Source organism: Nonomuraea sp. NPDC004186 (assembly GCF_053603495.1).
In genome coordinates this window covers 22,688-36,181 of sequence record NZ_JBSGFQ010000075.1, presented here as the reverse complement: position 1 = coordinate 36,181, position 13,494 = coordinate 22,688, and the positions used below count along the sequence as shown (strand labels likewise).

The window sequence follows — 13,494 nt, the reverse complement described above, 5'->3', positions numbered from 1 at the left end:
TGTGTAACGCTACACAACTAGAATGGCACCGTGCCAACCGACCGCAGACGCGTGACACTGAAAGATGTGGCGGCTCGTGCCGGGGTGTCACCCATGACCGCCTCCTACGCCTTCACCCGGCCTGCCCGGGTCGCGACCGACACCCGCGAACGCGTGCACCGCGCCGCCGACGAGCTGGGATATCACCCCGACGCCGTCGGCCGCGCGCTGAAATCCGGTCGAACGCATCAGATCGGGGTGGTCTTCAGCGAGCATCTGGCGTACGCCTTCGACGATCCCCAAGCAGCGCAGTTCCTGGCCGGGGTCGCGGAGGTCTGCGTCGAGGAAGGCCGGGGCCTCACGTTCATCCCCACGCGGGGCGATGCCGCCGACGCCGATCGCGTGCTGTCCGCGGCGGTCGACGGCTTCGTGCTGTGGACCACCGCAGAGGACGACCCGGTGCTGGCGGCAGTCGCCGACGACCCCCGGCCCGCTGTCATCCAGGGCGGCCCACCACGCCAGGGGATCGCGTGCGTCACCCAGGACGACTACCGGGCCGCGCTCGCGGTCGCCTCCCTGGGACTCCGTGAAAGCCGTACGCCCGTCGTGATCTCGTTCCCGCTCGATCGCGACCGCGAGCACATGGTGACGACCGGCGCCGATCTGCCGCCACGCGCCCCGTTTCCCGTCACCGACGCCCGCCTGCGTGGCTACCGCACCGCCATCGAACAGGCCGGGCTCGACTGGACGAGCACGCCGATCGCCGTCGTGGCCCGCAACACCCAACAGGACGGCCTCGTCGCGGCACGAGAACTCGCCCCCCAGCTCACCCCCACCGCGCTCATCATCGCCATGAGCGACGAACTCGTCCTGGGAGCCCACCAGGCCCTCCAGGAGACTCACCCGGAGGCTGCCTACCTCGGCTGGGATGCCTCGCCGGCCGGCCGCCGGCTCGGCATCACGTCCGTCACCAACCCGCTGCGAGACCAGGGCCGCCGCTGCGCGCAGCTGGCACTCAACCCCGGCCACCCGAACGACCAGGAGATCCCGTGGACCATCCGAACCGGACGAGAGTCCGTTATGTAGCTCTTTACGTGTCCTGATACCTTATTTATAGGTGTGCCGGGAAGTCTGGTCGGCAAGTGAGCGACCCGACCCCTGCCGAAGGAGCGGAGTTCCATGCCCGGCACCAGCGCCACGCGCGTTCCCCGCCTGTTCAACCGGAGCACCTGGCCCGAAGCGCGCCGCATCGCCGACATCCTGCGCAAGGAAACCATCGGCGGGGCACTGCTGCTCGCCGCCGCGCTCACCGCGCTGATCTGGGCCAACTCGCCGTGGGCGCAGACCTACCAGGACCTGCGCGCCATCGAGGCCGGCCCTGCCGCGCTGCACCTGAACCTCGACCTGGCCACCTGGGCCGCGGACGGGCTGCTGGCGATCTTCTTCTTCGTGGCCGGTCTGGAGCTGAAACGGGAGTTCGTCGCCGGCGATCTGCGTGACCTGCGCCGGGCCGTGGTGCCGGTGGCCGCGGCAGTCGGCGGCGTGGTGGCGCCCGCACTGGTGTATCTGGCGGTCGCCGGCGGAACGGCGGCCAGGGGGTGGGCGATCCCGACGGCCACCGACATCGCCTTCGCGCTGGCGGTGCTCGCGGTGATCGGCCGCTCCCTGCCGGACGCGCTGCGCACGTTCCTGCTGACCCTGGCGGTGGTGGACGACCTGATCGCCATCGTCATCATCGCCACCTTCTACACCTCGCACCTGTCGGTGCTCCCGCTGCTGGCCGCTGTGGTGCCGCTGGCGATCTTCGCCGTGCTGGTACGGCGTGGGGTACGTGCGTGGTGGCTGCTGCTGCCGCCGGCGTTCGCCTGCTGGGCACTGGTGCACGCCTCAGGGGTGCACGCCACCGTGGCCGGGGTGCTGCTGGCTCTGACCGTCCCCGTGCTGTCCCGGACACCGCCGGGCGGCACGGAGGGACCGGGCCTGGCCGAACATTTCGAGCACCGGTTCCGCCCGCTGTCCGCCGGTGTGGCCGTGCCCGTGTTCGCGTTCTTCTCCGCCGGGGTCGGCCTGGGTGGGTTTGGCGGGCCAGCAGGAGCGTTGAGTGACCCCGTGGCGATGGGGATCGTGGCCGGGCTGCTGGTCGGCAAGCCGGTCGGCATCCTGGCCGCCACCTGGCTGGTGGCCCGCTTCACCCGCGCCACTCTGGACGAAGGGCTGGCCTGGATCGACATGGCCGGGCTGGCCGTCCTGGGCGGCATCGGGTTCACCGTGTCGCTGCTGATCGGGGAGCTGGCGTTCGGCACGGGCGAGGCCGACGCGCGGTTCAAGATCGCGGTCCTGGCCGGTTCCCTGACCGCGGCCCTGCTGGCCACGGTGATCCTTCGGCTGCGCGCCCGCGTCTACCGGCGCATCCACCGATCCGAGACCGCCGACTCCGACCATGACGGGATCCCCGATCTCTACCAGCGGCCCTAGCTCGTCGCCCGCGACACCCTGGCTGCCCTCCGCGGATGTGCCGCACGCACACGTCCGGTGCGGCAAAGGTGTGGCGGGCGGCACTGGAACGGCCGCGGCGCTCAAGTGACGATGGCGGCCGGTCTCGGGGTTGCCGACCGACTCAGGGAGCACTCATGCCCGACACGACCGTCATGCCCGCCCTGCCGGCCTCCACGGCCTCGCCGCCATGCCCCGGCCCCCGGATGCCGGCGCGCACCGTCGACGACACCGGCCACCACACGATCCTGCTCGCCGCGCGCGTTGCCGCCGCGGTCGCCGAAATCCCGTAGACAGGAGGCCCGAATGCGTTGCTTATGGACGGTCGCGGTGATGCTGACCGCACTGCTGGTACCGACCGCGGCCCATGCCGCGACCCCCTCGTACCTGACGCTGGAAGCCACGTACGCCAACGTCGCGAACGGTTGGTCCTCGGTGGAGCGGTACCTGGACACCACGTCCGGGTTCACCCAAGAGAGCTACCCGCCGGACGGCCGCGGAGATCAGGACGGCCAGCGGCTGAGCTTCTTCGGCGGCGTCAAGCGGCCGTTCTCCGGCCGGTTCCTGCTGTACCACGCACCCGGTTGGAACGCCAACCCCAAGGCCACTCCGGTGCTGCTGGTCCACGGCGCCAACGACAATCCGGACCGGGCGTGGGCCAATCCCGGCGAGTCGGGCGGCTTCGGCTGCGGCGCCATAAGCTGCCCGAGCACCGGCCTGATGCAGCACCTGTCGAACGCCGGATACCGGGTCTTCGCCATCGGGTTCGCGCACAAGGAAGGCGACAACCTGATGCAGGCCCAGGAGGTCGGCGACGCGATCGCGATCATCAAGGCCAAGCTCGGTGTGTCCGCTGTGGATCTGGTGGGCTGGAGCAAGGGTGAGATGTCGGCGCGGATGTACGTGTCGTCGGTCAAGCCGAGCTGGGGCCGTTCGTACGCCGGCGACGTGCGCAAGCTCATCACGCTCGGCGGCCCGAACGCCGGCTACGACTATCCGTTCGCTCACGGCTGGGCGCACGACTTCTCGATCTGGCCGGAGTGCGGCGGCAGCGTCAACTCCCCCGCGCCGCACACGTACATGACCTGCTACGGCATCTACGCCAACCATCCGGAGTTCTCGTTCGTACCCGCCGGCGGGTTCGACTGCTATCCCGGGCAGCGGCAGATGCTGGCGCGCTTCGACGGCACCTACGGCATCGACCAGACGCAGCAGGACTGGTACACCACGTACTACGGCGGACAGGGCTTCTACACCTCCGGGCCCGGCATCCAGGCCGCGATCAACGCGGGCTCGCTGATCTCGCGCATCCAGCAGGCGGGTGTGCCGGCGTCGGTGGCGACGTACCTGCTGGCCGGCGGGTCGCCCAGCGTCGTGGGCATCTACAACGAGAACCGGGGACCCAGCGACGGCGTGGTGTTCGTCAGCAGTGCGCTGTCCACGGTGGGCATCGGTACGGTGGCCGGCACCGCGCTGATCGCCGGTGCCAACCATCTCCAACTCGGCTGGTACCCCGCGGTCGAGTCGCAGGTCGCGAGCTGGCTCGGCTGACAGGAACCGTACGACCTCTCGGACCCCTGGGGCTTCAGTGGCCTATGCAGCCTCCCCCGCCACGTTCAGAAGAGCTTTATGTGCACGGTGCCCGGCGGCGTGGCGGCGGGCGAGCCGGCAGGCCCACCCTGACCCGGCGCCGGGGGCTGCCTGGTCACGTCGGGAGTCCCTTCGGAAGTGGAAGGTTCGGACGGCTCCGGCACGCTCTGCGTCGGCTTCGGCGTCAGGGTGGGTGCCGGCGTGGGGGTGCGGGTGGTCGGTGACGTGGAGGGGGTGGAGGACGGAGACGCGCCTGTCGGCGTCGAGGTGGCTGACTCCCGGTACGGCGCCGGAGCCGGGGGCTCGGCGTGCCTGCTCTTCTTGGAAGATGGTTTGCGGGGTTCGGCCCGTTTCCGGGACTTGCCGGTCACCTGGTCGGCCACCGTCTGATCAACGATCACCTGGTAGGTCAGGATGCCGCCCATACTGACGCAGAACACCAGCGCGGCCGCCACCCCCAGCTTGGCCCACGGCAACGCCTTCAGAAGTGCCCCGGCCCGCGCGGACCGCCGCGCCGCGCCATCACCCGCCTCGGCTGTCCGCTCGTGCCACGCGCTCACGGCATGCTGCCTGACCTTGTCGCCGGTGCGCTTGAGATAGTGCGTGTAAACGTCGGTGGCCACCGTGCTGGCCAAGCTCATCACGGCGGCGCCGATCACCGTGCCGGCGACGCCCAGGTACGACGCCGCGACCGCCGCCGTGACCGCGGCCATCGCGCTTCCCACGATCTGTGGCACGCTGAGCGCCAGCCTCCGAGGCTTTCTGCCCGCTTCTCGGATCCGGTCCCTCTTGGTCATGCGTGTGGTGGAAGCCTTCTCGTTCATGGACGCGCACGCGCCCTGTCGTGCCTGTGTCGTGCGGACCTTTCAGGGCCACGCGTGGCTCGGCGGACCGGTGGTGGAGACCGGGGTCCAGACCCGCTCGCTTGAAGAGGCAGCTGGCTCGACCACTATGGCCCGGCGGACAGAGGCGGCTGATGCGACACACGGCGCCATGTCGGATCGTGACGGCACCCTTGCATTTATGCGGAATTCGCCCGCCGCACCGCCCCGAGTCCGGCACACCCGTGCTGGAGGCGTTGCCGAGCGGGTCGCCGTACCGATGGGATGGGCAGCGCTCAGGCTCCGGTGAGGGCGCGGCCGTGGTCGGCCGCGTACGCGGCGAATACCTCCGCAGGTGATCCATTCGTGTGGAGGAAACGCTGGTCAAGGATGGTGGCGAGGTCGTCCAACGCACCGGCGAGCAGGTCGGCCGTCAGGCGCACATCTGCCCGTCGGGCCGCCTGCCCGCGCTGGGCGAGGCGGGTGGCATGGCCGATCGTGGCCGCCAGGGACGAGTGGTCCTCACCGTCATGGAAGTAGTAGGCCTCCGCGTACTGGGTGAAATCGATACGGACCCGCACCACCTCGGTGGCCAGGCTTCCCAGCAATGACGCACCCGCAGCGCAGTCGAGCTGCCGCATGGACGGGTCCGAGCGGTGCAGCAGCGCCAACCGGATCGCGAGGACCCGCCGGCGGGTCAGCGTCGGATAGATCTCCAGCACCCAGGAGACGGTGGCCGTCAGCAGGACGAAGCCGACGAGGGCTTCGACGGGCGAGACCACGCGGAGCCAGCCTGCGACAGGCACGATGTCCCCGAGCCCGAGGGTGGCGACCATGACGAGCGACAGGTAGACGGAGTCGAGGAGTGCCGGCTCCTGCGACAGCCCGGAACCGGGTGCGAAGGCGAACGCCTCCGGCATGTGGGGCCAGTAGACGATGGCCCAGCCCAGGATGATGGTGACGGCCCACATGCCGACCACCGTCGCCATGGCGAGCGGACCGACGAGCCCCACAACCCGCCTGCGCGCTCGGAGATGCCGGGCCAGTTTCCACAACGCCGCCATGACGAGCCGGCTCAGCCCTCCGTGGCGGGTGGGGTGCCAGAGCGTGTGGAACAGGTCCCGTAGGGCGGCCATGATGAGCGCGGCCCCGAGCAGCGAGACCAACCACTCCATTCGTCTCTCCCGCAGTGGCTGTCCTGTGGAGCGGCTGGACGATCCGTGCAGCCAAGGCCGGGGGGATCTGCCGCCCGAGCCGGGCCGCGCTTGGAGCCTAAGCCGCGGGCACCGTGGGTGAACGCAGACTCGCCGAATCGGAGGTGGTCGGGCTGCGTAGCTCGCTCATACGTTCGAGTCTGCCGAACAGCGGGTATGGACCGAAGACGCAGGCGTTTCCCCAGCTCACGGTCGGTGTGGTATGCCCTTCACGCAGCGTCAACAACAGCCTGGCAACAACCTTCCCGCCCTCCGGGCGCGATGCCCCATGAGCCTCGCGAGACGGAATAGGCTCATGCGAGGATCCGGGCCGATGCGAAGTTGGGGGAACGGGTGAGCAAGTCGTTCGTGCATCTGCACGTCCACACCGAGTACAGCATGCTGGACGGGGCGGCCAAGCTGAAGCCGCTGTTCAAAGAGGCCGAACGATTGGACATGCCGGCGATCGCCATGAGCGACCACGGCAACATGTTCGGTGCGTACGAGTTCCAGAAGGTCGCGTCGGGCACACCGGTCAAACCGATCATCGGGATCGAAGCGTATGTGGCCCCGCACAGCCGGTTCGTGAAGAAGCCGGTGTTCTGGGGGCAGCGGGCCGAGACCGGCGTGGCGGACGGCGAGGGTGGCAAGGACGTCTCCGGCGGTGGCCGGTTCACCCATATGACCATGTGGGCCAAGGACGCGAACGGGCTACGCAACCTGTTCCGGCTGTCGTCCCTGGCGTCGTTCGAGGGCTACTACTCCAAGCCGCGCATGGATCAGGACCTGATCTCGCAGTACGCGACCGGGATCATCGCCACGACCGGCTGCCCGTCCGGCGCGGTGCAGACCCGGATCCGGCTGGGCCAGTACGACGAAGCCGTCAAGGTCGCCGGCGAGTACCAGGAGATCTTCGGTAAGGAGAACTACTTCCTGGAGCTCATGGACCACGGCATCAGCATCGAGCGGGAGGTCCGGGAGGACCTGCTCAGGTTGGCCAAGCAGCTCAACATTCCGCTGCTGGCCACCAACGACTCCCACTACGTGACCGAGGACCAGGCCGACGCCCACGACAGCCTCCTGTGCGTCGGCGTGGGCAAGAACAAGGACGACCCGAACCGGTTCCGGTTCAACGGATCCGGCTACTACCTCAAGCCCGCCGACGAGATGTACGCCCTGTTCCCGGAACTGCCCGAGGCATGTGACAACACGCTGCTCGTGGCCGAGATGATCGGCGACTACGGCGACGTGTTCGCCCAGGTGGACCGGATGCCCGACTATCCGGACGTGCCCGAGGGGGAGACCCAGGAGTCGTGGCTGCGCAAGGAATGCGAGCGCGGCCTGGAGATGCGGTACGGCACCCCGATTCCGGCCGAGGTGATGGATCGGTACGAGACCGAGATGAAGGTCATCGGTCCGATGGGGTTCTCCTCGTACTTCCTCGTCGTGGCCGACATTTGCAAATATGCCCGTGACAACGGCATCCCGGTCGGGCCCGGCCGTGGATCGGCGACCGGTTCGATCGTGGCGTACGCCACCCGCATCACCGAGCTCGACCCGCTGGAGCACGGCCTGCTGTTCGAGCGGTTCCTCAACCCTGAGCGGATCAACCCGCCGGACGTCGACCTCGACTTCGACGACCGCCAGCGCGATCGCATGGTGGCCTACGTCACCCAGAAGTACGGCAGTGAGTTCACCGCGCAGGTCAACACGTTCGGCACGATCAAGGCCAAGGCCGCCGTCAAGGACTCGAGCCGGATTCTCGGCTATCCGTTCGCGATGGGCGACAAGATCACCAAGGCGATGCCGCCGGACGTCATGGGCAAGGGCGTCCCCCTCGCGGACATCTTCAACGAGAGCCACCCCCGCTACAACGAGGGCACCGAGCTTCGCGCCCTGTACGAGAACGACCCCGACGTCAAGAAGGTCATCGACACCGGCCGCGGCATCGAGGGGCTGATCCGCGGCACCGGCGTGCACGCCGCCGCTGTCATCCTGTCCTCGACCCCGCTGCTGGACCTGATCCCCATGCACATGCGGGACAAGGACGGCGTGGTCATCACAGGGTTCGACTACCCGTCCTGTGAAGACATGGGCCTGGTCAAGATGGACTTCCTGGGACTGCGGAACCTGGGCATCATCGACCACGCCATCAAGATCATCAAGCAGAACCGGGGCGTCGAGCTCGACACCCTGACGATGCCGCTCGACAACGCCAAGACCTACCAGCTTCTGGCCCGCGGCGACACGCTCGGCGTGTTCCAGCTCGACGGCGGCCCCATGCGATCGCTGCTGAAGCTGATGGAACCGACCCGGTTCGAGGACATCGCCGCCGTGCTCGCCCTCTACCGGCCGGGCCCGATGGCGGCCAACGCGCACACCAACTACGCCCACCGCAAGAACGGCCGCCAGGACATCGAGCCGATCCACCCGGAGCTCAAGGAGGCGCTCGAACCCATCCTCGGCCCCACCTTCCATCTGCTCGTCTACCAGGAGCAGATCATGGCCGTCGCCCGCGAGCTGGCCGGCTACTCCCTCGGCGGCGCCGACCTGCTGCGCCGCGCCATGGGCAAGAAGAAGCCCGAGATCCTGGCCAAGGAGTTCGCCAACTTCCAGGCCGGCATGCGCGGCAACGGCTACAGCGACGAGGCGATCCAGGCGCTGTGGGACGTCATGCTGCCCTTCTCCGGGTACGCGTTCAACAAGTCCCACACCGCCGGCTACGGTCTGGTCGCCTACTGGACCGCGTACCTGAAGGCCAACTACCCCGCCGAGTACATGGCCGCCCTGCTCACGTCGGTGGGCGACGACAAGGACAAGGCGGCCGTCTACCTGGCCGAATGCCGCAAGATGGGCATCCAGGTGCTCCCGCCCGACGTCAACGACTCCCAACTCGACTTCGTCGCGGTCGGGGACACGCAGGTCCGGTTCGGGATGGGCGCGGTCCGCAACGTCGGGGAGAACGTCGTCGAAGGGATCGTGAAGGCCCGCAAGGAGAAGGGCCGCTTCACCGACTTCAACGACTTCCTCGGCAAGGTGCCGCTCACCGCCTGCAACAAGCGCGTCATCGAATCGCTGATCAAGGCGGGCGCGTACGACTCCCTCGAACATCCGCGCAAGGGCCTGCTCATGATTCACGAGCAGGCCGTCGAGTCCGTCATCGACATCAAGAAGAACGAGGCGCACGGCCAGGACTCGCTGTTCGGCGGGATGGACGACACCGGCGACGACGCGGCGTTCACGATCGCCGTCCCCGAAGGCGAGTGGGACAAGAAGACCAAGCTCGACTTCGAGCGGGAGATGCTCGGCCTGTACGTGTCCGACCACCCGCTGGCCGGCACCGAACGCCTCCTGGCCAGGAACCGGGACACCACGATCGCCGACCTGCTGGACAGCGGCCGCGACGACCGCGGCGACGTCCAGGTGTCCGGCCTGGTCACCAAGGTGGACCGGCGGGTGAACAAGGCAGGCAACACGTGGGCCATCCTCACGGTCGAGGACATGGACGCCGCCGTCGAATGCCTGTTCTTCCCCCGCAACTACGAGCTGTACGGGCCGGAGCTGCGGCCGGACATCGTGGTGTCGGTGAAGGGCCAGATCAACAACCGGGACGGCGCCATCTCGGTCTTCGCCCAGGAGATGGCCCTCATCGACGTGTCCGGCGTCAACAGCGAGTCCGGCGCCCCGATCACGCTTCTCCTGCGGGAAGAACGCATCACTCCGACCCTGCTGGACGAACTGCGCCAGGTGCTGAAGATGCACCAGGGCCGCGTACCGCTGCACATCAACCTGCGGCGGCCGGCGGGCAAGGTCATGGTGATGTCGCTACCGGAGTGGCCGGTCAACGCCGAACCGAGCTTCGCTGCCGACATCAAGGCGCTGCTCGGGCCTGAAGCACTGTCGCTTTGAGCCGGCGGATCGAGGTCATCAGCTCCGACGACGCGCCGGGGTGCCCCCGCTGCGGCCGAGCGGGGTTGCTGTACGCACGCGTGCCGAACGGCTGGTACAACGCCGTCGGCACGCGGGTGGAGGGCTACACCGGGGTGGTGCTGTGCTCGGACTGCGACACGGATGATCTGCACGCCGCCCCACTGATCTCGTGGTTCCACGTCAACGGTGAGCCGAACGACGAGGACCACGAGTTCGTGCGGTTGTTCACTGCATGGGCGACCAACGTGTTCGTACCGATGCTGAATGAGCAGGCGTTGGAGGACGAGATCGAGCAGTGGCGGCGCAGCGAGCTTTGACGCCCGGCCAGGCGAGCCGCACGCAGCCGAGCGGCCCTGAGCTCACCGGTCACCGTCGGAGGGGGTCAGGAAGTCCTGGAGCTCCCGGTGCCGGAACTGGTACGTGGCGCCGCTGACCCGGAGCAGCCGGGCCTCGCAGGCCCAGTCGAGAAAGGCCCACAACCGCAGCGGCAGCAGGCCGCGCATGGCCGCGACGACCAGCCCGATCATCGTACGGGCCCAGGCGATCGCCCCGAAGGACAGCCCGAAGGTCACGCCGCCGACGAGCGCGCACACCAGCGACTCCACGACGCCGGTGTTCATGACGAACACCAGGAAGGCGCCGACGCCGCCGGTGAGGCCGAAGGCCAGCCCGATCGTCGGGTTGCGGTGCAGTGCCTCCCGCGGGTGGGCCAGCTCGGCATCCCTGCTCCAGCCCCCGGTAGCGATCTTGAAGACGACCCCCAGCGTGAAGGCGAGGGCGAAGGTCCCGGCGAGCCCCACGGCCAGCGGCAGCGGGCCGGCGTGGGCCAGCCGCAGCGGCACCAGCCCGATGATCGCGCCGCACAACCCGAAGCCCAGCAGCGTGATGGGCTCGGCGTGGAGCACCTCGGGGACGGTCATCCGCTCGGCGCCCCGCTGCCCTGCCGCGGTCAGCCCGATGACCGCGCCCAGCACCAGCCCTCCGGTGCCGCCCGCGGCGACGGCGAAGACGGGCCCGAAGACCTTGCCCCCGGTCAGCACGAGTCCGGCCAGGCCGCCGAGCACCCCGACGGGCGTGCCCGCCAGGGCGCCCAGCAGGCCGCCGATCACGCGCCGCCGGCGGGGGACCTCGCTGCGCCCACCGGCGGCGGCGGGCCAGGGCGACAACGACAGGCCGGTGGCGATCACCACCCAGCCCGCCATGAGCGTCAGGGTGAGCAGCCGCTCAGGGCCGGCTCCAGCATCGTCAGCCGCCGACCCCGTCCAGTACGCCAGCATCGCGACGACCGCGAAGAGCGCGCAGACCAGGCAGTGCAGCGCCCAGACCCGCCGCCTGCCGCCGATCGGCCACAGCAGGTGCGGAACGATGTCGATCGCCGTCAGGCCAGGCGGCGGCCGGTCCACCTCGGCGCCCCGGGCGGCCTGCCAGCGCAGGTGGGCGGCCAGGTGCACGAGCCACGACCGCACCTGTTCCGCCTGGTACGGAGCCCCGTAGGCGGTACGGGGCGTCAGCACGGTCGCCGCCGGCACGTACGCCTCCAGCAGCCTCCTGACGATCCGCGCCACCCCTTCACCGGTGTCGAGCCCCGGATCCACGCGGAGCAGCCCGGCGGGATCGGCGCCGGACTCCACGGCGGTCACGGTCAGCACCAGCCGCCAGGGCGTGGCGAGAGCGGCGTGCACGGCCTTGCCCGCCGGCCCGGACAGCGCCCCGTGGATGGCCTCGCGGTGCGCGCCGTAGGGGTGCCCGTCCGGCCAGCGGGTGCGCAGGTACGCGCCGATCTGCTGGCCGGTCAGGTTGTGCAGGTGGATCCTGGCGGCGTTGTCGAGCCCGGCCCCGGCCTCGCGCAGTTCGGCGTGACGGTCGGCGCGGCAGGTCACGACGACCGCCCCCGGTCGCCGGCCGGACAGGTCGCTGTAGCGGTTGAGCTCGGCCAGCAGCCCGATCGCCCGGCGCGGCGGGCCCCACGCCGGCTCGGGGTCCAGCTCGTCCAGCCCGTCCACCACCGGCAGCACCCGGCGATCGCGTACCAGCCGTTGCGCGTCCCTGGCCGCGAGCCCGAAGTCCTGCGCCAGTTGCTCGGCCAGCCAGGCCTCGAACGGCCTGCCGAGGGTCCAGCGGGCCGCGCTCAGCCGTACCGGCACCAGTTGCCCCTGGTCGAGCCGGCCGCCGGCGGCGAGCACGGGCTCCAGCAGTTGCAGCACCAGCTCGATCGCCAGCACCGTCTTGCCGGCCCCCGACTCGCCCACGACCAGCAGGCGCCGCGGGCCCAGGTCGCCGAAGAACCGGCCGATCGTGTGCAGGTCGCACTCGGTCTCGCCGGTGTCGCCGTACAGGCTGAAGGAGAGCGCCGCGAGGTTGTAGCCGCCGAGCAGCCCCTTGCGCGCCCGGTCCTCCTCGCGGACCACGCGGCGGGTCAGCAGCTCGACGGCGGGATCGGGCGTGGAGACGGCCGGCGTCGCCGGCGGCTCGGGGACGGGGGCGGACGGTTTCGCCAGGGCCGTCCTGGCCGCCCGCCAGCGTTCGAGCTCGCCGGGGATCAGCTCGGCCGGGTAGTCGCAGTAGTGGAAGCAGGCGGTGACGAAGGCGCGGACGAAATCCCACCGCGGCAGCCGGTCCTCCTGCCGCAGGACGTGCGAGACCGTGCTCTTCGGCAACGCGTCGACCGTGGCGCCGTCCGTGGCCGTCGTCTGGCCGCCGAGCGAACGCAGCTTGCTCAGGGACGGCTCGCCCGCCCACTGCTTGAGCCGGGCCAGCGACCGTACGAAGTCGGCCGTGCTGCCCGCCTCGGCGGGATCGGGCGGACGGGGACGCTCCTCGATCATCCCTCTCCCGCCCGCACCAGCGCCCAGCCGAACTCGTCCCTGCCGCGCCGCGGCCACCGGCCCTCCAGGCACCGGCCCTCCAGCGTCTGCACGTGGCGCGACTCCATCAGGAAGTTGCGGGCCTCGTCGGCCTCCACCAGGTCACGGCCGACCGCGATGGGCACGAACCCGTGCCGGGGGATGTACACCCAGCGGCCGCGGTCCCAGTCGTAGGGGTCGAACCAGCGGTGGCGAACCGTGCCGGACACGCGTACCTCCGGTCCGTCCCTGGTCAGCACGAACGACCCCTGCGAGCGCAGCAGGCTCATCCTGCTGACGTAGAACAGCTCCGTACCGATGAAGGCGTTGATCCGCGCGTCCCAGTAGTCGTGCAACCAGCTCGACTCCCCCTCCCGCAGCTGCCGCGCCGTGCGGGCGAGCTGCCGTTCGAACCGGCGCTGATTCTTGCGCTCGGCCTTCTTGATCACCTTGAACGAGCGCAACCACCGCAGTGACATCGTCCTCGACGCGCCCGCGCCGTCCATGAAGTGCTCCAGGAAGTCGGACGCGATCGGGTGGAAGTCGCGACCGCCCTCGACGATCGAACGGAACAACGCGACCAGTTCCGGGACGGGCCTGCCTGTCCGCCGCCGTAAGCCTCGCAGGAACATCCTTGTTCTCTCC

Annotated in this window: 10 protein-coding genes; 6 read left to right on the top strand and 4 right to left on the bottom strand. The window is 69.7% G+C overall.

Features of this window, described 5'->3' with window-relative positions:
- The first annotated feature begins 30 nt into the window (after positions 1-30).
- The 4 genes from ACWEPL_RS43360 to ACWEPL_RS43345 all read left to right on the top strand — a co-directional run bounded on the left by ACWEPL_RS43360 (position 31) and on the right by ACWEPL_RS43345 (position 4,023).
- Positions 31-1,065, top strand: a complete 1,035-nt coding sequence (locus ACWEPL_RS43360) for a LacI family DNA-binding transcriptional regulator (protein ID WP_452439628.1) — start codon at positions 31-33, stop codon at positions 1,063-1,065.
- A 93-nt stretch (positions 1,066-1,158) separates the two neighbouring features.
- On the top strand, positions 1,159-2,454 hold the full coding sequence (gene nhaA / locus ACWEPL_RS43355) for a Na+/H+ antiporter NhaA (protein ID WP_452439627.1): 1,296 nt from the start codon (positions 1,159-1,161) through the stop codon (positions 2,452-2,454).
- 155 nt (positions 2,455-2,609) lie between these two features.
- Complete coding sequence (locus ACWEPL_RS43350) at positions 2,610-2,765, top strand: hypothetical protein (RefSeq protein WP_452439626.1); 156 nt, start codon at positions 2,610-2,612, stop codon at positions 2,763-2,765.
- Between the two features lie 40 nt (positions 2,766-2,805).
- Complete coding sequence (locus ACWEPL_RS43345; RefSeq protein WP_452439625.1) at positions 2,806-4,023, top strand: esterase/lipase family protein; 1,218 nt, start codon at positions 2,806-2,808, stop codon at positions 4,021-4,023.
- 65 nt (positions 4,024-4,088) lie between these two features.
- Here the strand turns inward: ACWEPL_RS43345 and ACWEPL_RS43340 are convergent, their stop codons facing one another.
- Together ACWEPL_RS43340 and ACWEPL_RS43335 are read right to left on the bottom strand one after the other, a co-directional pair.
- The gene (locus ACWEPL_RS43340) at positions 4,089-4,799 is read right to left on the bottom strand and encodes a hypothetical protein (RefSeq protein ID WP_452439624.1); all 711 of its coding nucleotides are present in this window, start codon (positions 4,797-4,799) and stop codon (positions 4,089-4,091) included.
- A 380-nt stretch (positions 4,800-5,179) separates the two neighbouring features.
- A complete protein-coding gene (locus tag ACWEPL_RS43335) occupies positions 5,180-6,058 on the bottom strand; it encodes a potassium channel family protein (protein WP_452439623.1) in 879 nt (292 codons plus the stop codon).
- A 372-nt stretch (positions 6,059-6,430) separates the two neighbouring features.
- On the opposite strand from ACWEPL_RS43335, the gene dnaE reads away from it, so the two are divergent.
- Together dnaE and ACWEPL_RS43325 are read left to right on the top strand one after the other, a co-directional pair.
- Positions 6,431-9,985 carry a DNA polymerase III subunit alpha gene (gene dnaE, locus ACWEPL_RS43330; RefSeq protein WP_363978733.1) on the top strand — a complete coding sequence of 1,185 codons (3,555 nt, stop codon included), beginning with the start codon at positions 6,431-6,433 and terminating at the stop codon, positions 9,983-9,985.
- Entirely contained in the window at positions 9,982-10,323 is a 342-nt protein-coding gene (locus tag ACWEPL_RS43325; protein WP_452439622.1) for a DUF6300 family protein, read from the top strand. Before dnaE ends, ACWEPL_RS43325 begins: the two co-directional genes overlap by 4 nt.
- A gap of 42 nt (positions 10,324-10,365) precedes the next feature.
- On the opposite strand, the gene ACWEPL_RS43320 is transcribed toward ACWEPL_RS43325, so the two are convergent.
- The gene (locus tag ACWEPL_RS43320) at positions 10,366-12,831 is read right to left on the bottom strand and encodes an NACHT domain-containing protein (RefSeq protein WP_452439621.1); all 2,466 of its coding nucleotides are present in this window, start codon (positions 12,829-12,831) and stop codon (positions 10,366-10,368) included.
- Complete coding sequence (locus tag ACWEPL_RS43315; protein WP_449909920.1) at positions 12,828-13,481, bottom strand: hypothetical protein; 654 nt, start codon at positions 13,479-13,481, stop codon at positions 12,828-12,830. Before ACWEPL_RS43315 ends, ACWEPL_RS43320 begins: the two co-directional genes overlap by 4 nt.
- Positions 13,482-13,494 lie beyond the last annotated feature (13 nt).